General features: G+C 57.5%; 18 protein-coding genes. 1 reads left to right on the forward strand and 17 read right to left on the reverse strand.

The genetic code is table 11. The features are described from left to right. Nucleotides 1–71: 71 nt before the first annotated feature. The 5 genes from KTN04_RS11835 to KTN04_RS11855 all read right to left on the reverse strand — a co-directional run bounded on the left by KTN04_RS11835 (nucleotide 72) and on the right by KTN04_RS11855 (nucleotide 4,896). On the reverse strand, nucleotides 72–1,844 hold the full coding sequence (locus KTN04_RS11835; protein ID WP_217335440.1) for a sodium:solute symporter family protein: 1,773 nt from the start codon (nucleotides 1,842–1,844) through the stop codon (nucleotides 72–74). A 27-nt stretch (nucleotides 1,845–1,871) separates the two neighbouring features. Next, nucleotides 1,872–2,132 (reverse strand): DUF4212 domain-containing protein, encoded by a 261-nt coding sequence (locus KTN04_RS11840; RefSeq protein WP_217335441.1) that lies wholly within the window; start codon nucleotides 2,130–2,132, stop codon nucleotides 1,872–1,874. A gap of 114 nt (nucleotides 2,133–2,246) precedes the next feature. Further along, nucleotides 2,247–2,753 (reverse strand): hypothetical protein, encoded by a 507-nt coding sequence (locus tag KTN04_RS11845; RefSeq protein ID WP_217335442.1) that lies wholly within the window; start codon nucleotides 2,751–2,753, stop codon nucleotides 2,247–2,249. A gap of 97 nt (nucleotides 2,754–2,850) precedes the next feature. Next, nucleotides 2,851–4,629: a sodium:solute symporter family protein gene (locus tag KTN04_RS11850; protein WP_217335443.1), complete on the reverse strand. Its 1,779-nt coding sequence runs from the start codon at nucleotides 4,627–4,629 to the stop codon at nucleotides 2,851–2,853. A 6-nt stretch (nucleotides 4,630–4,635) separates the two neighbouring features. After that, a complete protein-coding gene (locus tag KTN04_RS11855) occupies nucleotides 4,636–4,896 on the reverse strand; it encodes a DUF4212 domain-containing protein (RefSeq protein ID WP_217335444.1) in 261 nt (86 codons plus the stop codon). A 294-nt stretch (nucleotides 4,897–5,190) separates the two neighbouring features. On the opposite strand from KTN04_RS11855, the gene KTN04_RS11860 reads away from it, so the two are divergent. Next, nucleotides 5,191–9,156: a hybrid sensor histidine kinase/response regulator gene (locus KTN04_RS11860; protein WP_217335445.1), complete on the forward strand. Its 3,966-nt coding sequence runs from the start codon at nucleotides 5,191–5,193 to the stop codon at nucleotides 9,154–9,156. Between the two features lie 184 nt (nucleotides 9,157–9,340). On the opposite strand, the gene KTN04_RS11865 is transcribed toward KTN04_RS11860, so the two are convergent. The 12 genes from KTN04_RS11865 to KTN04_RS11920 all read right to left on the reverse strand — a co-directional run bounded on the left by KTN04_RS11865 (nucleotide 9,341) and on the right by KTN04_RS11920 (nucleotide 21,581). Beyond that, nucleotides 9,341–10,003, reverse strand: a complete 663-nt coding sequence (locus tag KTN04_RS11865) for a response regulator transcription factor (protein ID WP_217335446.1) — start codon at nucleotides 10,001–10,003, stop codon at nucleotides 9,341–9,343. Nucleotides 10,004–10,194: 191 nt separating this feature from the next. After that, on the reverse strand, nucleotides 10,195–12,150 hold the full coding sequence (gene acs / locus KTN04_RS11870) for an acetate--CoA ligase (protein ID WP_217335447.1): 1,956 nt from the start codon (nucleotides 12,148–12,150) through the stop codon (nucleotides 10,195–10,197). A gap of 180 nt (nucleotides 12,151–12,330) precedes the next feature. Then, nucleotides 12,331–13,707, reverse strand: a complete 1,377-nt coding sequence (locus KTN04_RS11875) for a sigma-54-dependent transcriptional regulator (protein ID WP_217335448.1) — start codon at nucleotides 13,705–13,707, stop codon at nucleotides 12,331–12,333. Next, nucleotides 13,704–14,777, reverse strand: a complete 1,074-nt coding sequence (locus tag KTN04_RS11880; protein WP_217335449.1) for a sensor histidine kinase — start codon at nucleotides 14,775–14,777, stop codon at nucleotides 13,704–13,706. The genes KTN04_RS11875 and KTN04_RS11880 overlap by 4 nt, the downstream gene beginning before the upstream one ends. Then, nucleotides 14,774–16,234 carry a sigma-54 dependent transcriptional regulator gene (locus KTN04_RS11885; RefSeq protein WP_217335450.1) on the reverse strand — a complete coding sequence of 487 codons (1,461 nt, stop codon included), beginning with the start codon at nucleotides 16,232–16,234 and terminating at the stop codon, nucleotides 14,774–14,776. Before KTN04_RS11885 ends, KTN04_RS11880 begins: the two co-directional genes overlap by 4 nt. Before the next feature lie 73 nt (nucleotides 16,235–16,307). After that, nucleotides 16,308–16,556, reverse strand: a complete 249-nt coding sequence (locus KTN04_RS11890; RefSeq protein WP_217335451.1) for a nucleotidyltransferase domain-containing protein — start codon at nucleotides 16,554–16,556, stop codon at nucleotides 16,308–16,310. 195 nt (nucleotides 16,557–16,751) lie between these two features. Continuing rightward, nucleotides 16,752–17,297, reverse strand: coding sequence for a hypothetical protein (locus KTN04_RS11895; protein ID WP_217335452.1), 546 nt, complete (start codon nucleotides 17,295–17,297; stop codon nucleotides 16,752–16,754). Further along, complete coding sequence (locus tag KTN04_RS11900; protein ID WP_217335453.1) at nucleotides 17,297–17,602, reverse strand: nucleotidyltransferase domain-containing protein; 306 nt, start codon at nucleotides 17,600–17,602, stop codon at nucleotides 17,297–17,299. Before KTN04_RS11900 ends, KTN04_RS11895 begins: the two co-directional genes overlap by 1 nt. Nucleotides 17,603–17,636: 34 nt before the next feature. Then, on the reverse strand, nucleotides 17,637–18,527 hold the full coding sequence (locus tag KTN04_RS11905) for a DUF4351 domain-containing protein (protein WP_217335454.1): 891 nt from the start codon (nucleotides 18,525–18,527) through the stop codon (nucleotides 17,637–17,639). A gap of 97 nt (nucleotides 18,528–18,624) precedes the next feature. After that, nucleotides 18,625–19,029, reverse strand: a complete 405-nt coding sequence (gene fliS, locus KTN04_RS11910) for a flagellar export chaperone FliS (protein ID WP_217335455.1) — start codon at nucleotides 19,027–19,029, stop codon at nucleotides 18,625–18,627. Between the two features lie 58 nt (nucleotides 19,030–19,087). After that, nucleotides 19,088–21,133 (reverse strand): flagellar filament capping protein FliD, encoded by a 2,046-nt coding sequence (gene fliD, locus KTN04_RS11915; protein ID WP_217335456.1) that lies wholly within the window; start codon nucleotides 21,131–21,133, stop codon nucleotides 19,088–19,090. Between the two features lie 58 nt (nucleotides 21,134–21,191). Beyond that, entirely contained in the window at nucleotides 21,192–21,581 is a 390-nt protein-coding gene (locus tag KTN04_RS11920; RefSeq protein WP_217335457.1) for a flagellar protein FlaG, read from the reverse strand. Nucleotides 21,582–21,644: the final 63 nt, after the last annotated feature.

A 21,644-nucleotide genomic window follows, 5' to 3' on the forward strand; every position in this document is an offset into this window, starting at 1 on the left:
CGTGTCGGGGTCAGAGTCAGGCGGGCGACCGGAAACTGTCGCTGTGGCCCCCGCCTCCTGAAAACCGCAGTTCAATGCACTTGGGCTTCAGCCGCCCCGCGCGGAATGCGAATGTCCTCGATAATGTGCTGAATCTCCTGTGGCGGTGCCGGCGTCAGTGTCGCCACGGTCATGGCCACGACAAAGTTCAGAATCATGCCGACAGTACCGAAGCCTTCCGGCGAGATGCCGAAGAACCACTGGTCAGCCGTACCGCCCATGAACTTGAAGTAGACAATATAGGCAATGGTACTCACCAGCCCCACAATCATGCCGGCCACAGCTCCCTGAGTGTTCATGCGGGTGCTGAAGATGCCCATGATGATCACCGGGAAGACTGATGAGGCCGCCAGACCAAAGGCCAGCGCCACCACCTGAGCCACGAACCCGGGCGGGTTAATGCCGAAATAGCCGGCGATAATGATCGCCACGATCGCTGCCAGGCGTGCGTAACGCAGCTCCTGCTTGTCGGTGATGTTCGGATTGATAGTCTTTTTCATCAGGTCATGAGCAATCGAGGTCGAAATCACCAGCAGCAGCCCCGCCGCCGTCGACAGCGCCGCCGCCACCGCACCGGCAGCCACCAGCGCAATCACCCAGTCCGGCAGATTGGCAATTTCCGGATTGGCCAACACCATGATATCGCGGTCGACATAGACCTCACTGCTATTGGCCGTGGGGTTGGCTGTCAGCCGCTCGCCGTGATCGCCCGTACCTTCAATAAAGCTCGGTTTGCCATTCTCGAAAGCGTTACCGGCCGAGTAGAACACCTTGCCGTCACCGTTCTTGTCAGTCCATGCAATCAAGCCGGACTCTTCCCAATTCTTGAACCAGGCCGGCATCTGCGTGTACTCGACACCGGTGTTATCCTGACCATTGATGGTCTCGATCAGGTTGACGCGACCAAAACCGGCTACAGCAGGCACCGTAGTGTACAGAATGGCAATGAAAATCAGTGCCCAGCCTGCAGAGACACGCGCATCCTTGACGCGTGGTACGGTGAAGAAGCGCACGATTACGTGCGGAAGACCCGCGGTACCGCACATCAGCGCCGCAGTCATGAAAAACATGTCGATCGTCGTCTTGTTGCCCTGAGTATATTCGGCAAAGCCCAGCTCCACCGACAGTTCATTCAGCGTGGTCAACACCGATTTACCGCTGTCCAGCGTCGCCCCCAGCCCGGTCTGGGGCAGAAAATGTCCGGTCACCTGCATGGACAGGAAGATCGCTGGCACCATGAATGCCAGTATCAGCACACAATACTGGGCCACCTGAGTGTAGGTAATACCTTTCATGCCGCCCAGAACCGCGTAGAAAAACACGATAACCATGCCCACGACGACACCGGTTTCAATGTCGACGTGAAGGTAGCGGGAGAACACGATCCCCACGCCACGCATCTGCCCGGCCACATAGGTAAAAGAAATAACGATGGTGCAGATGACGGCAATGGTACGCGCCGTACTGGAGTAGTAACGGTCACCGACAAAATCGGGCACGGTAAATTTGCCGAACTTGCGCAAATAGGGCGCCAGCAGCATCGCCAGCAACACGTAGCCACCGGTCCAGCCCATCAGGTAAGCGGCACCGTCACGGCCGATGAAGGATACGATCCCCGCCAGGGAAATGAATGAAGCCGCTGACATCCAGTCTGCTGCAGTTGCCATGCCATTGGCGACCGGCGGCACACCGCCACCGGCAACATAGAATTCTTTGGTTGATCCGGCACGTGCCCAGATGGCAATGCCGATATAAAGTGCAAAAGAGCCACCGATAAAGATATAGGTGAGCAGATCAAGACTCATAACGAAGCCATCCTTAACTTGTTATTGTTATTCGTGCACGTCGTATTTTTCGTCCAGCCGGTTCATGCTGAACACATACGCCCAGATCAGGCCGATGAAGATGTAGATTGCGCCCTGCTGGGCAAACCAGAAACCGAGAGGGAAGCCAAAGAACTGGATCTGATCGAGTTCTTCAACAAACAGAATGCCGCAGCCATAGGAGGCTGCAAACCAGATCACCATATAGGTCATGATGATCCTGATATTTTCGCGCCAATACGAACGCGCGCTTTCATTTTGCACAGACATGACACCATCCTATTGTTGTTATTTCAGGTGAAACACTGGGGTTTATCTGAATCTAACAAACCGTTGATGGTAATGATGCCCCGACTTTAGTCGGAGCATTTCACGCCGAAAGAGTCAACGACACAAGTGCTGATACAGGGCATCGACCTTGGAAAGCGTCTGCAAACTGTTCAGCTGCGGCTGAGCCTCTTCGTTCAGTTCAACCATTTCGCGCGAGGCGCAGTTCAGCAGCTGACGGTGCGGCTGCACCTGATCCACATAGGCCTTCTCGAACCGATAGCGTACGAATTCCACCACCCGATCACCTTCGACCATCTGGTCACTGACCGAACCGGTATCCACCACGGTAAACGCTACGGTCATCGGCTTGAGGTAGGTCCAGGGACGCCAGATCATGCTGTCAGTCTCGGTTGCAACCACTTCGGCCCCGGCCGGCAACTGCGAGCGCTTGAATTCATACCAGGTGTATTCGGTATAGATCTGGTACGCCAGCATACCAAGACCGGCAAATACCGGAATAATCCATTTGGGCAGTTTCTTGCCGCTGAGCAGGCGCAGAATCAATGCGATCCCGGCGGCCCCCAGGCCGGCAAATACAGTCGCTACCAGGTTCCAGATCATATATACCCTTCCTGAAAAAAGTCGGGCTTCCAATTGGAAGCCCGATTTTGGATCAACCCTTGTCAGACCGAGGTCCGTTATCGGGCAACATTATGACTCAGTGATCAACGGCAGCGCCAGCACCCTTCGGGTAACGGACGCTTTCGACCAGTTCCTGAATCTCGACCGGCGGCTCTTCAGTCGCATTGGAGACGATGAAGGCAACCGCGAAGTTGATCATCGCACCGATGGCGCCGAAGGACAGCGGAGAGATGCCCAGAATCCAGTTGTCAGGCGTGTTCGCCAGCATGTTGGTACCCGGAATGAAGAACCAGCCCAGGAAGGTGAAGATGTACAGCAGCGTTGCCGCCAGACCGGCAACCATACCGGCAACCGCACCCTTGTTGTTAACACGCTTGGAGAAGATACCCATCATCAGTGCCGGGAAGATGGACGCACCCGCGATACCGAAGGCCAGGGCCACGGTCTGGGCCGCGAAGCCCGGCGGATTAAGCCCCAGCCAGGTCGCCACCAGGATAGCCACGGCCATGGACACACGGGCAGCCGTCAGCTCACCTTTCTCGGTAATGTTCGGGTTGATCATGGTCTTGATCAGGTCATGCGAAACCGCAGAGGAGATCGCCAGCAGCAGACCCGCTGCAGTCGACAGTGCCGCCGCGATACCACCGGCCGCAATCAGACCGATAACCCAGGAAGGCAGCTGTGCGATTTCAGGGTTCGCCAGTACCAGGATGTCATTGTTGACATTGAGCTCAGAACCATTCCAGCCGCGCGCCTGAGCGGTTGCCGTAAAGTCCTCGTTCTTGTCGTTGTACATCTGGATACGGCCGTCGTTGTTCTTGTCTTCGAACGTGATCAGGCCGGTTTCTTCCCAGGTCTGGATCCAGCTCGGACGCTCGGCATATGCCAGTGACTGCTGCTCAGTGCCATTCGGATAAACGGTCTTGATCAGGTTCAGACGTGCCATGGAGGCAACCGCCGGAGCCGTCAGGTACAACAGGGCAATGAAGATCAGCGCCCAGCCGGCAGACCAGCGCGCATCCGCTACCTTCGGTACAGTGAAGAAACGGATGATAACGTGCGGCAGACCCGCCGTACCGATCATCAGCGACAGGGTGAACAGCACCATATTGAGCTTGTTGTCGACATCAGCGGTATAGTCGCGGAAGCCAAGGTCACGCACGACCAGGTCCAGTTTTTCCAACAGCGGAACCGCATTGGCCGCACCGTCAGCCGTATATTCACCGAACATGCCGAACATCGGTAGCGGGTTGCCGGTCAGCTGGAAGGAGATAAAGACCGCCGGAATGGTGTACGCCACGATCAGAACCACGTACTGCGCTACCTGAGTGTAGGTGATGCCTTTCATACCACCGAACACGGCGTAGAAGAATACGACACCAGCCGCAATCCAGATGCCGGCAGTATTGCTGACTTCCAGGAAGCGGGCAAAGGCCACGCCAGCACCGGCCATCTGACCGATAACGTAGGTGATGGATGCCACGATCAAACAGATGACCGCAACCAAACGCGCGCCCTTGCTGTAAAAGCGGTCGCCGATAAAGTCAGGCACGGTAAACTTGCCAAATTTGCGCAAGTAAGGCGCCAACAGCATTGCCAGCAGCACGTAGCCACCGGTCCAGCCCATCAGGAAGGAGGAGTTGACATAACCGGCAGACAGCAGACCTGCCATGGAAATAAAAGACGCGGCAGACATCCAGTCCGCAGCGGTGGCCATACCGTTGGCAACCGGGTGAACCCCCCCGCCTGCCACGTAGAACTCTTTGGTAGAACCGGCACGCGCCCAAATGGCGATGCCGAAGTAAAGCGCAAAAGATGCGCCGACGAAAATCAGGTTAATTGCAAACTGACTCATAATGGCTTACTCCTCCAGGCCCATCTCTTTATCGAGCTTGTTCATTCTCCAGGCATAGAAGAAAATGATGCCGATAAAGCTGAGAATCGCGCCCTGTTGAGCGAACCAGAAGCCAAGGTCAGCGCCACCTACCGAAATACCGGACAACAGGGGGCGGAACAGGATGCCACAGCCGTAGGACACGAAGGCCCATACGACCAGGCTCCCCAGGATCAGACGAAGATTCGTCGACCAGTACTGAGCAGCTTTTGAATTATTATCTGCCATGGTGTTTCTCCGTTTTCTTGTTATTGGAGCCGAGAAGATACGCTTTGATCTTGCATAAAGAGGAGTTGCAATAAAAGCCCCGACTTTAGTAGAACGCCTGCGTTCTTCGCTCAGGTTATTTAAAATAACTCAAAGGAATCAATGCATTATGATAAAGCGCCAAAAACATGACTCTGCTCATGTAATACAATAGTCAAGTACCTGAAACCGCTTTACCCTGACACGCGCCATGTCGAGCCAAGGCTGCCCGCTGAATTCGAATGGTATCGCTGAACCTGATGTGAGAGACGCCCTATGCTGTCCGGCTGGTCCATTATTCTGATTTCACTTGCCTACCTGGGGCTGTTGTTCGCCATCGCCTATTTCGGCGACAAGAGCAGTGCCGGCAAGCAATGGGCCGGCAACCCGGTGGTGTACTCACTATCGCTGGCCGTGTACTGCTCGAGCTGGACCTTTTATGGTGCGGTCGGACGTGCAGCCTCCACCGGCTGGGAGTTCCTGGCCACTTACCTGGGCCCCGTGATCGTGTTCCTGCTGGCCATTCGGGTCATCGAAAAGATCTTTCTGGTCAGCAAGCAGCAGAACATCACCACCATTGCCGACTTCATCTCCTCGCGCTATGGCAAGAGCCAGAGCCTCGCCGTGCTGGTGACGGTGATCGCGGTCATGGGTACCATTCCCTACATCGCCCTGCAGCTCAAGGCCGTGGCAATCAGTTACAACGCCCTCGCGCCCGGGGCTACAGAAGCGCTGAGCAAGGGCAGTGATACCGCCCTGTTCGTGGCTCTGCTGATGGCCGTGTTCGCCATTCTGTTTGGTACCCGCCACATTGATGCCACCGAGCATCATGAGGGCCTGGTGCTGGCCGTGGCCTTCGAGTCACTGGTAAAGCTGACCGCTTTTGTGGGGGTTGGTCTGTTCGTGGTATTCGGCCTGTTTGACGGCATGGACGACCTGGCGTTTCAAATCCAGGCGCAGCTGCGCTACAACGACAACTTCGATACCCGCCTCAGTGCCGGCTTTCTGACCGAAATCGTGCTCGCCTGCGCCGCCGCCATCTGCCTGCCGCGCCAGTTCCATGTCAGCATCGTGGAAAACACCCGCCGCCGCAACCTGTTCACCGCCCGCTGGCTGTTTCCGCTCTATCTGTTGCTGATGGCCCTGTTCGTGTTACCGATTGCCACCGGCGGCCTGATCACCTTCACCGACGGCCAGGTGGATGCCGACACCTTCGTGCTCATGCTGCCACTGGAAGCCGGCTCAGAAAAGCTGGCCACGCTGGCCTTCATCGGCGGCCTGTCGGCAGCCACCAGCATGGTGATCGTGGCCAGCATCACCCTGGCCACCATGGTCTGCAACGATATTGTCATGCCGCTACTGTTCCGCATTTCTTGGCTGCACCTGAACCGCTCCAAGGATATGGGCGCCCTGCTGCTGCGCGTACGTCGCATCACCATTTTTTGTTTGCTGCTGATGGGCTACTTCTACTACCGCATTTTGGGTGAACAGGGACCCCTAGCCTCGTTTGGCCTGCTGGCCTTCGTGGCCGCCATCCAGTTTTTGCCGGCCATTATCGGCGGCATCTACTGGAAAGGCGGCACCCGACACGGTGTGCTGGCGGGCCTGGCCGCAGGTTGCCTGCTCTGGCTCTACACTCTGGTGGTGCCGACGCTCAACTCGGCACGCCTGATTCCGTTTGAGTGGCTACCACAGCTCAGCGGCAACGATACCTGGCTCAGCCCCACCAGCCTGTTTGGCTTGACCGGCCTGGACCCGCTGACACATGGCGTTCTCTGGAGCTTGGGCACCAACACTCTGCTATTCGTGCTGGTATCGCGCCTGGCCAATCAGCGTCTGGTCGACCGCATCCAAGCCAGTGCTTTCGTGAATATTGCGGCCAAGGGTATCGCCGACCCCTCGCGTCATTTCGGTCAGGTCACCGTGGGCGACCTGCAGATGCTCAGCGAGCGTTTCCTGGGCATGACCCGTACCCGCCAGGCCTTCAGCAATTTCGGCCGCCGTCAGGGGGATGGTCCGCCCATGGCGGCCGAAAAAGCCTCGCCCGAGCTGATCCAGCATACCGAGCGCCTGCTCGCCGGTGCTATTGGCGCCTCGTCGGCGCGCATTGTGATGGACTCCACCCTACGCGGCAAAGAAATGGAAATCGGTGATGTCGTCACCATCGTGGACGAAGCCTCGCAGGCACTGAGGTTCAACCGCTCCCTGCTGCAATCCACCATCGAAAACATCAGCCTGGGCATCAGCGTGGTCGATCAGCAGATGCGTCTGGTGGCCTGGAACCGGCCCTATATCGAAATGTTCAACTATCCCGAAGGCCTGATCTGTGTCGGGCGCCCCATCGAAGAAGTGTTCCGTTACAACGCCATCAAGGGGGAATACGGCCTGGGCGATGTGGAATATCAGGTCAAGATGCGACTGGAATCAATTCGCACCGGTGCCCCACACAGCTATGAACGTCACCGCCCCGACGGCACGGTACTGGAAGTACGCGGCAACCCCATGCCCAATGGCGGTTACGTCAACACCTACATGGATATTACCGAGCACAAGCGGGTGGAAGAGGCATTGCGTGAAAGCGAGCAGAACATCCGTATCTACACCGACAATGTGCCGGTCCTGATCGGCTATCTGGATCCGGACAAGCGCTTCCTGTTCATCAACAAGGCTTACGCGGACGCCTTTGGCCTGGACCGACATACCATTGCCGGGGCCTCAGTGCTGGATGTACTGCCGCATTACGAGTTTGAACATCGCCGACAATATATTGACGCAGTGCTGAAAGGCGAGCGCCAGCGCTTTGAAACCAAGCTGCCACCCCGTGATGGCCGCGAGCGCTTTGCCGAGGTGACCTACATTCCTCATATTGGCGAGTACGGTGATGTGCTGGGCTACTTTACCCTGTATCAGGACATCACCGAGCGTCGCAAGGCCGAGCAAGCGCTACAGGAAACCAATGAAAACCTCGAACAGCGTGTCCGGGAACGGACCCATGCCCTGTCCGTGGTCAACAAGGAGCTGCGCAAGGAAAACACTATCCGTGCCCTGATGGAAGATGAGCTGCGCCAGGCCAAGTCGGATGCCGAAGCGGCCAACTTCGGCAAGACCCGTTTCCTGGCTGCGGCCAGCCACGACCTGCTGCAGCCGCTGAATGCCGCCCGCCTATTCACCTCGGCCCTGGCACAGCAGAGCCATAGCGAGTCCACCAGCCAGCTGGTGGAGAATCTGGATGGCTCGCTGAAAGCTGCTGAAGAACTGATTACCGCCATTCTGGATATCTCCAAGCTGGATGCAGGAGCGCTGGAGCCGGTCCTGACCCACTTCTCGCTGGAAAGCCTGTTCCAGCCGCTGAGTACCGAGTTCAGCCTGCTGGCCCGTGACAAGGGACTCAAATTCGACACCGTCAACTGCCGGCAGGTGGTCTACTCCGACCAAACCCTGCTGCGCCGTATCATGCAGAACTTTCTCTCCAACGCCATGCGCTATACCGCCTCCGGTCGCGTGCTCATGGGTGCCCGGCGGGTGGGCAAACAACTGCGCCTGGAAGTATGGGATACCGGTGTCGGTATTCCGGAAAACAAGCTGCAAGAGGTGTTTGAGGAGTTCAAGCGCATCGACAATCCCAAGCACAGCCAGGTCAAGGGCCTGGGGCTGGGCCTGGCCATTACCGACCGTATCGCGCGTATGCTGGGCCACCAGCTGAAAGTCCGTTCCTGGCCCGGCCGTGGCACCGTCTTCAGCATCACCCTGCCGCTGGGCGACCCCGCCAAGGCGGAGAAGGCACGCCCCAAGCAGCGTGGCTGGATTCGCAGCAAGGGCCTCAATGGCATCAAGGTACTGGTCATCGACAACGAGCCCAAGATTCTGGAAGGCATGGGAGCCCTGCTCAATGGCTGGTCCTGTGAAGTCGTGACAGCCCTGTCAGCCGACGAAGCCCTGGCCACGCTGGCCGAGCACGCGTGGGTGCCGGACATTGTGCTGGCCGATTACCATCTGGGCGAAACCGATACCGGCATCATGGCCCTGCATGAGCTGGCCTTGCTGGAAGGCCAGCCGGCTGATGCGGACTACTTTACACCGGCCATCGTGATTACGGCCGATCGTACCGATGAGGTCCGCGACGAAATTCAGGCGGCCGGTGCTCAGCTGCTGACCAAGCCGGTGAAGCCGGCAGCGCTGCGCGCCATGATCAACAAGATCATCGCCAATATCCGAGCCGAAAAGGAACAGTCTGGGCAGTAAGAACACGGCCGTGTGACCCGGCACACAGTGTCGGCTCACACGGCCGTTACGAGGCGTTTTCAGCGGGCCTGTACGAAGGGTCTATCGGGTATAGAGTGCGCTCTCACGCAGCTACCGCGGGAACACGCACCGTACCCGGATAGTCAGGAAGGTCGGTGGACAAGGGCAGCGCCGCCTGCTCGCGTCAGACCTCGGTTTTGGGCGGTTCTACACCGAGACGCTGGGCCGCTATCACCGCCTGAGTGCGGCTATGAACACCCAGCTTGCGCAGAATCGCGGTGACATGTGCCTTGATGGTCGCTTCAGAGACGCTCAGCTCATAGGCGATCTGCTTGTTGAGCAGCCCTTCGGTGAGCATGGTCAACACACGGAACTGCTGTGGTGTCAGTGAGGCCAGTGCGGCCGCAAACTGCTGCTCTTCTTCACTGACCTCATCCATGTTGTCGGTCAATTCCTGTGGCAGCCATTCCTCGCCTTCCAGCACCATGCTGATCGCTTCAGAGATGGTTTCCAGGGGGGCCGACTTGGGAATGAAACCGGACGCGCCGTAGTCAATGGCACGTTTCATGACATGCGTTTCCTCACTGCCGGATACCACTACTACCGGCATGCCCGGGTGCTGGCCACGCAGGAATACCAGGCCGGAAAAACCATGCGTACCGGGCATATGGATGTCCAGCAGTACTAGATCGGCATCACCATGCTGTTCAACAGCTTCCTGCACCGCTGCCAGGCTATCCGCTTCCACGATTTCAACACCAGGCACCGCCTGTGTCACTGCCTGACGCAAGGCAGCGCGAAAAAGAGGATGGTCATCCGCAATAATGATCTTCTGGGCCAGCTGCATACATCATCTCCCTGGTACTTCAGGACCGACCGGGGGTCCATGAAGGTGGCGAACATTGAGATTTCCGGTGCGCAATAATAGCACTCTTTTGTCGACAAAGCCCCACCACGCGCCTACCTGTCGCTACTTTGCGCACAAAAAAACGCCGCTCAGCACAGCCGAGCGGCGTTTTACTTGTAGCAGCGACCGAATTAGCCCTTGCGGTTCATGCGGTGCTCGATCAGATCATCAACCACACTCGGGTCCGCCAGGGTAGAGGTGTCACCCAGGGCACCAAAATCGTCTTCCGCGATCTTGCGCAGGATACGGCGCATGATCTTGCCGGAGCGAGTCTTCGGCATGCCCGGTGCAAACTGAATCAGATCAGGGGATGCGATCGGGCCGATCTCGGAACGCACCCAGCTGCGCAGCTCTTTCATCAACTCGTCAGACTGCTCATAACCGGTCTGCAGGGTCACATACACGTAAATACCCTGACCCTTGAGGTCATGCGGGTAACCGACTACAGCCGCTTCGGCAACCGCCGGGTGTGCCACCAGCGCGGATTCCACTTCGGCGGTACCCATACGGTGACCGGAGACGTTGATTACGTCATCCACACGGCCGGTGATCCAGTAGTAGCCATCTTCATCGCGACGGGCGCCGTCACCGGTGGTGTACACGCCCTTGAAGCTGGAGAAGTAGGTCTGGATGAAGCGCTCGTGATCGCCCCAGATGGAGCGACTCTGGCCCGGCCAGGAGTCCTTGATCACCAGGTTGCCTTCACCGGCACCTTCGATCTCCTTGCCTTCGTTATCCAGCAGCGCCGGCTGTACACCGAAGAACGGACGGGATGCGGAGCCCGGCTTGTTCGGAGTTGCCCCCGGCAGCGGCACGATCATGATGCCGCCGGTTTCGGTCTGCCACCAGGTATCCACGATCGGGCAGCGGCCCTGACCGACAACGCGGTGGTACCAGTTCCAGGCTTCCGGGTTGATCGGCTCGCCCACGGAGCCCAGCAGTTTGAGGCTGGACAGGTCGGAATCACCCAGTACGTCTTCACCCTGCTGCATCATGGCACGGATGGCGGTCGGCGCGGTGTAGAACTGATTGACCTTGTGTTTCTCGATCACGCGGCCGAAACGGCTGTTGTCCGGGTAGCTCGGCACGCCTTCAAACATCAGCGTGGTGGCACCATTGGCCAGCGGACCGTAAACAATATAGCTGTGGCCGGTGACCCAACCCACGTCAGCCGTACACCAGTACACATCACCTTCGTGGTAATCGAAGATAGTTTCGTGGGTCAGGGAGGCGTACACCAGATAGCCGCCGGTGGTGTGCTCCAAGCCCTTGGGCGCACCCGTTGAACCGGAGGTGTACAGAATGAACAGCGGCGCTTCGGCGTTCATTGGCTCTGCCGGGCACTCGGCGGGCTCATTGGCAACCGCTTCTTCAAACCAGACATCGCGGCTGTCGTTCCAGGCCACCTCTTTTTCGACACGCTTGACCACAAATACAGTTTCAATCAGATTGCCCGCTTCGTGGTTGTCCAGCGCCTTGTCGACGTTTTCTTTCAGCGGTACGGCCTTGCCGCCACGCAGGGAATAGTTGGAGGTGACCACCACCTTGGACTTGGCGCCCTCGATACGGGCCGCAACCGCTTCCGGCGAGAAACCGCCGAAGACGATGGAGTGAACCGCACCGATACGGGCACAGGCCAGCATGGCCACGGCCGCTTCCGGGATCATCGGCATGTACAGGGTGACCACGTCGCCTTTCTGCACGCCCTTGGTCTTCAGCGCATTGGCAAAACGGCACACACGCGCATGCAAATCGCGGTAAGTGATTTTTTCATCTTCGTTGGGATCGTCGCCTTCCCAGATGATCGCCACCTGATCGCCACGGGTTTCCAGATGACGGTCCAGACAGTTGTGCGCGACGTTCAGCTCGCCGTCTTCATACCATTTGATGTCGACGTTGTGCGGATCAAACGTGGTGTTCTTGACGCGGGTGTACGGCTTGAACCAATCCAGGCGCTTGCCCTGCTCACCCCAGAAAGTATCCGGATCGTTAACCGACTGCTCATACATGGCCAGATACTTATCGTTGTCGATATGCGCCTTGGCCGCGAAAGCCGGATCGACCGGAAATACGTTTTGTTCACTCATCGTGATGCCCTTAACTTGCGTTTTGTTGTTATACCTTTCACGCCGCTATTGTTATTGGTGTGTCGGCGTATGCGAGTTGGATAGAACGGTTATACCCAAGCCGCTCCATCCCCCTGAATTAGACATTGGTCTACTCGGATCACAACAAAAGTCTTAAACTCCACGGTAAGCGACTGCTTACTAACCTGCTAACATCGACTCCAGATCAATTCCCTCTTCACGCATTCGGGCCAACTTATACCTTAGTGTGCGTGGGCTGATGCCGAGCTTTTCAGCGGCATCCTTGCGACTTCCGCCGGTGGCCTTGAGCGCTTCGACAATCAACTGATATTCGTGCTGCTTGAGATCATTGCCCAGAAGCCCATCGGGCAATGCCTCTTCAACGGGTTCTACCGGTGCGATCTCGACCGGAGAAGAGGTCAAGGGGATCGCCTGGGTGCCAAGATGCAGGTCCGATGCCAGAATCCGGGACCCGCCCTGCAGAATCAGCGCCCGCTGGATGACGTTATCCAGCTCGCGCACGTTACCGGGCCAGTTGTGCTGACACAGGCGCTGCACCGCCGCAGTATCCAGGACGGCCGCTGCCCGGCCCATCTTGCGGCAGTGATGCGCCAGCAGACGCTGCGCCAGCGGCGGGATATCCTCGATGCGCTCACGCAGCGGCTGCCACTGCAGCGGGAAGACGTTCAGGCGATAATAAAGATCTTCGCGGAACCGGCCCTCGGCCACGGTCTGTTCCAGCTGGCGGTTGCTGGTGGCCAGCACCCGCACGTTGAGCGGGATCACCTTGCGCCCGCCGATGCGCTCCACCTCCTGCTCCTGTAACACGCGCAGCAGTTTGGCCTGCAGGCCCAGGTCCATTTCGCTGATCTCGTCCAGCAGCAGGGTACCGCCGTTGGCCTGCTCGAACTTGCCCGGCTGACTGCTCACCGCACCGGTAAAAGCGCCTTTTTCGTGGCCGAACAGGGTCGCTTCCAACATGCTTTCGGGAATGGCGGCACAATTGATGGCGATAAACGGCTGCTCGGCACGCGAAGAGTGATCGTGGATATAACGCGCCAGCACCTCCTTGCCGGTACCGGACTCGCCGGTAATCAGCACCGTGGAATCGGTGGCGGCCACCCGTTGCGCCAGCTGCAACAGCTGTCGGCTACCCGGCGCTTCGGCGATGGGCTCGTCCCGATTCGCAGGCGTGATGCCCTGGGCATGGGTGCGGATCAACTCGATCAGCTGCTCCGGCTCGAACGGCTTCATCAGGTAATCCACCGCCCCCTTGCGGATCGCATCCACCGCCTTGCTCACCTGGCCATAGGCGGTGATCAGCGCCACCGGCAGGGCCGGAAACGTCTCTTTCAACCGCGCCAGCAGTGCATGGCCGTCCATCCCCGGCATATTGACGTCGGAAACCACCATATCCACCGACTGCTGCTTGAGCAGTGCCAGCGCCTCTTCGCCGCTACCGGCTTCCAGATAGGCGATGTCGGCCAGCGCAAGGGTATCGGTGATCGCCTCGCGCAGATCCACGTCATCCTCTACGATCAGAACGGTCGCGCTCATGTCATTCCTTGTTCGGTTGGTTGCGTTACAGGCTGGAGTAAAGGTAGCCGGAAACGGGCGCAGGTGCCCTGCCCCGGGGTGGAATCCAGCTCGAAGGTGCCGTGGTGGGCGCGTGCCATCACCTGGGCGATCGCCAGGCCCAGCCCGGTACCGTGGGATTTGGTGGTGTAGAAAGGCTCCTGCGCCTTTTGCAGCGTGGCGGCATCCATACCGGGGCCGTTATCGCAGACGGCGATCAACAGCCGGTCCGCCTCTCGGCTAATGCGCAGCTGCAGTTCACAGCCTTCGCCACAGGCCTGAAGCGCATTGTTGATCAGGTTCAGAATTGCCCCCAGCAGGGCCTCCAGATTGCACTGGATCAGCACATCAGGTGCCTCATTGATGCAGTCGCAATCGGCGTCATACTGGGTCAGCGGCTGGTCGAGCAGATCCTCCAGCCGCGCCATCAGCGTGCGGCCATCGACACGGTCTTCCAGTTTGGTTTCGCCACGGGCAAAGATCAGCATGTCGCGCACCTGCTGCTCCAGATGCGTCAGTCGCGACTTCACTTTGCCGGCAAAGCGGATGCGCTTGTCATCATCCAGCTGCGGCGCCATCAAATGGCTGGCATAGAGCAGCGCCGCCGACAAAGGGGTGCGTACCTGATGCGCCAGCGAGGCCATCATCCGTCCCATCTCCGACAGGCGCTGATAGTGATGCAGCTGTTCTTGCAAGGTGCGGGTGTGGGTCTGATCGGTGATGAATACCAGCTGGCCGGGCTCGTTTTCCAGCGCCTGGGTCGACAGGCTGACGCGACGGCCGTTTTTCAACGACACCTCATGACCGTCATCGGGCCGGGGCGCAAAGCAGAGATTGATCACCTCCAGCCAGCTTTTGCCGGCCAGATCGACCCCCAACAGCGTCTCGGCAGCCGGGTTAAAGTCGTTGATGCGGCCGGTCTGGCCGATCACCAGTACCCCACCAGGAATGCGGCTGATCAGGCTTTGCAGATGCTGTTGCTGCTGACGTGACTGTGCCAGCTCCGCTTCCAGCTCGGTGATGCGCTGTTCAAGGGCTTGGCTATCGGTCACTGGCGTTCAATCCCGTATTTGCGCATCTTTTCCACCAGCGTGGTGCGGCGGATCTGCAGCAATCGTGCGGCCTTGGACACCACCTGCTTGCAGGCATCCAGCGCCTGGCGGATAAGGGCCTGCTCCTGAGATTCCAGCCAGCCTTTAAGGTCGATCCCTTCATCCGGCAACGCCAGGGTTGTGGATAAATCCAGCGTGCCGGTTCTATTCACCGCAGCCATGGCTGGTTCGGTTTCAACCGTATTCGGCAGGCTAAGCTGTTCGTAGCGTGCCGGGTCTGGTTCTTCTACGTGACGGAATTTTGGCGGCAACTCGGACACCCCGATCACCCCGCCGGGATGAATAATACTGAGCCGCTCGATCAGGTTGGCCAGTTCACGCACATTACCGGGCCAGGGGTGACGCTGCAGTGACGCCAGCGCCGCCGGATGAAACTGCAGCGAACAGCCCTCGTCCAGTTGTCCACAGAGGTTGTTGATCAACAGCGGCAGGTCTTCCAGCCGATCGCGCAGCGCCGGCATCTCGATGGGGAACACGTTGAGACGGTAATAGAGGTCTTCGCGGAACTGACCCGCCTCGATCATCAGCTCAAGGTTCTTGTGGGTGGCCGCGACGATGCGTACATCCACTTCCTGTGTCTTGCTGCCGCCCACCCGCTCGAACTGGCGCTCCTGAATCACCCGCAGCAATTTCACCTGCATCGGCAGCGGCATATCGCCGATCTCGTCCAGAAACAGCGTACCGCCATTGGCCAGCTCGAAACGCCCCGGCCGACTGGAAATGGCGCCGGTAAACGCGCCCTTCTCGTGACCGAACAGCTCGCTCTCCAGCAATTCCGATGGAATCGCCCCGCAGTTCACCGGCACAAAAGGCCCGTCGCAACGTGGCGAATGTTCGTGCAGACAACGGGCGACGACTTCCTTGCCGGTGCCCGACTCACCGGTGATCAACACGCTGATATCCCGCGGCGCCACCTGGGTAATGAGCTGACGAATCTCGCGCACCGGCTTGCTCTGGCCGACAAACCCCGGCATCTCCGCCTGCAAAGGCCAGGCGTCCAGTTGCTGCTCGTGCATCAGCCCACACAGATGCAACCAGTCCAGCAACTGTGGATAACGATAAGGTGCTTCCAGCAGGCCCAGAATGCCGTGACGGGCAAAATCATCGGCCGACAGCTCCGGCCAATCACAGGCCAGCAGCTTGGGCCGCACCCGCGCGGCATCCAGTTCGGTCATCAGTTTGCCCAGCGCAATGGGCAGACTGCTCTCGCCGATCAGCACCAAACCAATACGCGACAGATCAAACGCCTTGCCCTGCTGCAGCCAGCTCACAAAGTCAAAAACATGGCACTCAAGGCCGATAAAGGCAAAACAGGTATGCAGCGCCTGCCGCCGCTCGGCATCATCGTCGAGTATCAGCAGCTCAAAGCGGGCAATGGGGGTATCCGTTCCTTGCATGGGTGAATCCGAAGAGGTTCGTCAGGATTCTGTCAAAGGTACTGGATGGGCGGGGGATGTCAATGGATTGGCATTATTTACCACAATGCGTTTGTTGACGGTCATAAATCACGATGCCAACCCTGTCGATATGGTCTTTTAAGCGGGCATTCTTGAGGGTGTCGTAATGATCAACATCACTGCGTGCATGCCAATTACCCTTGGCACGGGAGCCATACAGCACCACCTGCTCGACAGCAGGGAAAGCGTCAAAGCATTCAGCAAGCAACCCTGTTTGTTCAGCAGTCAGACCGGTAGCACTTTCAGGCATCTTCAAGGACATCGTCCATCCAGCCAAAATAACGATTTTCCAGCTAGCTCAGTCCTGCAGGATCAAGCTCCATCGCTTCACGTAGCAATGTAAAAGCGCGGGAAAAGTTCTGGAAGCGCTGTTTCCAGCGAATATCGGCGTTGCTATTCAATGCAGCACCTCTTCCGGGCTGTTGGCGGTCAGGATAGGTTCCGCGAAACTGCTCATTTATTTCTCCCAGCACTCGATATCTCTCAAGAGCGTGGCAAATTCATCGTTGAAGTCGCCAGGTTCGGCACTCAGTTTCAGTTCGTTATTACAAATTTCGACCAAATGACCCGCTGTTACGAGCAACATCGGGGTAAGCTCAGAGAGCACATTAAAATGTTCAGCGATCAGGCTGTAGTCCGTCTCATAATCATGCGCCGCCATATTCCGAGCCATGCGTCCCTGTTGCCACAGCTCAACTGATGGCACTACTCCACGCTTCTCAAAGTACACAAGAACTTTCAAGAAGTTATCCGTATTTTCACTCATCAATAGCGCACAGTGGCGCATGGTTGAAGCAAGTGTATCCTGCAGCTTTGCAAAGCGCTCATTGATGGCAGCCAAGGTTTCAAATAACTCGGCATCCTTGCGCCGCTGCCAAAGGGAATCACCACTCAACGGCCATTCCAACTTGGAGCTTGATTCATGCAGAAAATAGGAGCATCGCTGAACAGCTTCCAATAGCTGAGACAGGTATCGTTTTTCATTTTGCAGAAGGTCAACCATTATGCAGCCTCTTTCAGACACATGGAGTTCTTTCGCGCTATCAGCTGAAAGGGGGTGTACGCTGTGCTCGCCACATGCACCAGCAAGTCAACGGGCAAACCCAGTTGCTTTTCCAGCTCAAGAACAAGCGCCGCCTTCCGCAATAACGGTACCGGGCGGGTAGTTTCCAAGTACAAATCAACATCACCGCCTCTTCGCTCATCGTCCAGACGAGAGCCATAAACCCCTACGAAAAGGACAGCATCTCCCAGTACCTGAGTAACGCTGTTCAGTATTGCGTTGATTTGCTCAGTGGATAAACGCACAGCTACTCCAAACAGGCGACAAAGCATTAATCATTCAATGCAGCACCTCTTCCGGGCTGTTGGCGGTCAGGATACGTTCGGACCACTCCAAGAGTGTGGATTCATCAGCCTGGTTAATGCGTTGGCGTACTTCGACCGATACCTTGCCGAATTTACGCTCCATCTGGCGCAACAGAATCCGGGCCTCGCCCTGTTGCATACCTTGCTGCATACCTTCCTGACGGCCTTGCTCCAAATGGCGTTTCGCGAAGCTGCTCATTTTCTGCACATCCTCCGAATATTCCTGGCAATAACGCTCAAGCTCGTCCGGCTCAAGCGCAGTATAGATGTCGATAAAGTCGATGTATTTGATCTGCTTTTCCGGATCGGGTTCCAGCTCGAACAACCCTCGCACGGCATGTGCATAGACTTCGACACGCCGCTCAGGCGCGTAATGCATATTGGGCAAGTTTAGCCGTGCGGTCAGGTTCTGGCTATCGCGGTACTCTTGCCAGTCCAGGCGAGGCAGGTGGCAAGCCAGGTAACGGAAGCTCAGATAGGTGTGGCGATCGCCGCCAAGTTCCAGCCGGTCAGGCACTGCGCCATCACGCAGGAAGATCACCACCGGCACCACCCGCTCGGTGTTGAGCATTTCGGCCAGGTGCAGACAGTAGTGCGCCAGCCGGTGGATGGAGAAACGGCGCGGGTCGCTTTCCTCTTCCAGTATGAACAGCAAGGCTTCACGCTTGTCATCAGGCCACTCCACCAGCAGCGGCACATCCAGCTCATGAAAGCGGTCGCCGAGGCGTTCTTTCAACTGCTCCTGCCGCAGGGGTAAAATGCGTGCTGAGGCGTCAATCTTTGCGGCTTCGTCAGCCGCAAAGAACTCCAGCGCCTCGCGAGGGTAATCAAGAATCAGATTCTTGAAGTTCTGGTCATGGCTCATCACACCTCCTTTTGTGAATGCCGTCAAAAAAGCCGAGCATAAACTCGGCTTGTTCAGGTGCGGGGTGAGTAAACGTTACTCGACCCTTTTACCGCTTTTACTTCACAGCGGTTTTGTTATGTTCTTCAGCCGGGATCTGTGACCAGCCGTCAACGATAGGTGCCAGCAGGTCGGCGGCTTCCTTCACCTTGGCTGCATCGTTGTTGCGGTTGGCTTCCATCAGGATGCGCAGCATGTAATCGTACAGGCTGTCCAGATTTTCGGCGACTTCACCACCCTTCTCGATATCCAGGCAGCCTTTCAGGTTAACAATGATCTGGCAGGCCTTGTTGATCTGCTCAGCGCGCTGCTCGATATTTTTGCGCTCGATCGCACCACCGGCCTTGGCCAGTGCTTCCAGTACACCCCGGTAGAGCATGCTGATCAGCTGGTGGGGACTGGCGGCTTCAACCGCAGCGTTGAGGTCGACACTTTTGTACTGATTCATTGCCTTGTTGTTCATCTGATTACTCTTAGCTGTCGGTAAATGAAAAAAGAACCATGACTATAACGGCTCGGTTTTACTTTTTCGCGGTAAACGGCAAGCGATCAATAAGACCATCAAGGGAATCGCCGGTCCCGTTCAAGCTGCTGATAATTCGCTCCATCGCCAGAAACTGGGCGCTTATGCGGGTTTCATACTGCTCCATGCGGCGATCAAGGTCTTCACGGTCAACGGCGACCTCCTCCAACTGCTTGTCGATATTCTCTTCACGGGAGCTAATGGCACCGCCCTGCCCCAAAAACCGCTCGATCAGGCCACTCAACTCACCGCTGACCCCTTGGGAGAAGTTCATGGTAAAAGCCCCCTGAGAGGAAGCACCGGGACGCACAGTCAGGTTGAGGCCGTAGGCGTCGGACCCCAGTTCAGGCAAGAGCACCTCACCGGCACCAAAGCCCTTCACCCCGTTGATTGTACCCTGTACATCCTTGCCCTGAGTACCGAGCAAATCATCGCTGATACCCAAGTCGGCCATGGCGGCAGTGGCGCCACTGAAGCTCACAGTGGAGGTTTTGCCGTAATCACGCGAAGTGAAGCTGAACTGGCCAGTGCCTTCATCATAAGCCACGTCCACCTGGGCGTTGACCCCTTTCAGGCGCTCGTCACCGTTGATCAGCGACTGCAGCTCGGCGCGCATCTCTTCTGCGCTGGTATAGGTACCGGTCAAGGTGATCAGGTTGGAACGGGTGCCGTTTACGCTGATTCTGAAACTGTTATCACCCGCGCCGGCATCAAAAGGCGTATCAAACAGGCCTTCAGCCACCGCATCGGTCTGGATGCTGCCCTTGCTCGGGTCCTGGGTAATCTCGACATTGTACTGCCCCGCTACCGTACCACCGGCACGGGCGCCGATACCCACATCGACAAAGTTATTGCTTGAGCTGGCCTTGCGCGCAAACAACTGACCGACCTGATCAAAGTTATCGGTCATGGCGGCGGTAAACTCTTTCTCGTTGATTGAAAGAGTACCATCCAGCTCGGTACGAATACCCAGGTTGGTCAGCGCGGTAAAGCCCGACTCAAGCCCCTGCACCTCGCTGCCGATCATGCTGCGCAGCTGGCTGATCAATGACTTGGCGGTACCATCACCGGCCAGTTCTCCGCGCACGGTATTGCCGTCTTCATCCTTGGTGACGCCGGTCAGGTTCTTGGCGGTCTGCAGGAAGCTGTTATAACCCTCGACGAAATCGCGGATCGCCTGCTGCGCCACACCCTTGTCGGCATCGATGGAGAAACTGACGGTTTCGCCCACACTGGCGCGGTTGAGGGTAAAGTCGAAACCATCGATCACATCGTTGATCGTGTTGGTTTCACGGCGAACTTCAAGGCCGTTGATTTTCAGCACCGCATCACTGGCCTGCTGGGTTTCCAGCGCGCCCTGGTTGGTGGCATTGAACTCGAATGCCGACAGGGATGGATCGGATGCCGTAATCTGCATGGCGTTGCCGCCACCGGAAGGTGCGCTCAGCATCAGCTGGAACTGACCATCCACCTTCATTACGCTGGCCTGCACCCCGGAATCACCCTTGTTGATCTTGTCCGCCAGGGTTTGCAGGGTGTCGGTCGCCTCCACCGTAATATTCAGCGCGGGGCGATTATCGTTCAGCGTGAAGCTGTCAGGGATGGGGTTATTGGGATCAGTGGTGTCGTAGCCCCACTCGCCGAACTGAATATTCAGCTCACCGGTTGCACCCAGGGGCGCATTGCGGTCGCTGCTGCCACCCATCACCAGCGACTGGGCGCGGGCGACATCAAGCACTTCAATCTGATAGCTGCCCGCCTGAGCACCGGCGGCAAGTGAATTGGGGGTGATAACATTGGTTTCAGGGAAGGCAACCGAGCGGGCGTTGAAAATATCGCTGCCCCCTAGCGGAGCCATCAGGCTCTGGAATTCAGACATGGCGCTTTTGAGCGCGCCGTAACCGGAGATCTGCGCTTCGAGTTTTTCCTGGCGCGTATCCAGACGCTGCTCTTTGGGCGCGCGCTCCAGCTGAGTCAGCTGGGATACCAGATTGGTGGTATCAATCCCTGAACCGCCACCAAGTGATGAAATGATATTGGACATTAGAGGGGCCTCCCTGACTGGGCTTGGGCGATACAGTGTAGCAGACTGCCCGGAAGGATCAGGCCTTCTGGTCGAAGATCAACCCCACCATACCCTCAAGAAATTCTGAAAATTTCAAGGTTTCTTCCGTGGGTATCTGGCGGATAACTTCATCCGTTTCGATATCCAGTACCTTGACGACAACACGTTCGGCCGTGTCATCCACCTGGAACCTGAGCGAGCGATTACCGCTTTGCATCAGTTCGTTCATCTTCTCGACAGCATCCTGCAGCCGTTCTGCCGATACCTCAACCTTCTCTGCCGGTGCGTTCTGCTGTACCGACTGGGTGCTGTTGGTCAGGGGCTTAACCTGTGCAGCAGTGGCGGCGTTGTTGGCCTCAGGCAGCTGACGGGAAGACACGACCTGTTGTGACGGGGCATTATTCGTGCCGATTGATTCGATGCTCATACCCGTTACCTCCTGGTCAAAAGGGCTACCCCAGTGGGGCAGCCCTTACACATTAAGGATAGA

The organism is Marinobacterium weihaiense (genome assembly GCF_019061305.1).
Classification (GTDB): Bacteria; Pseudomonadota; Gammaproteobacteria; order Pseudomonadales; family Balneatricaceae; genus Marinobacterium; species Marinobacterium weihaiense.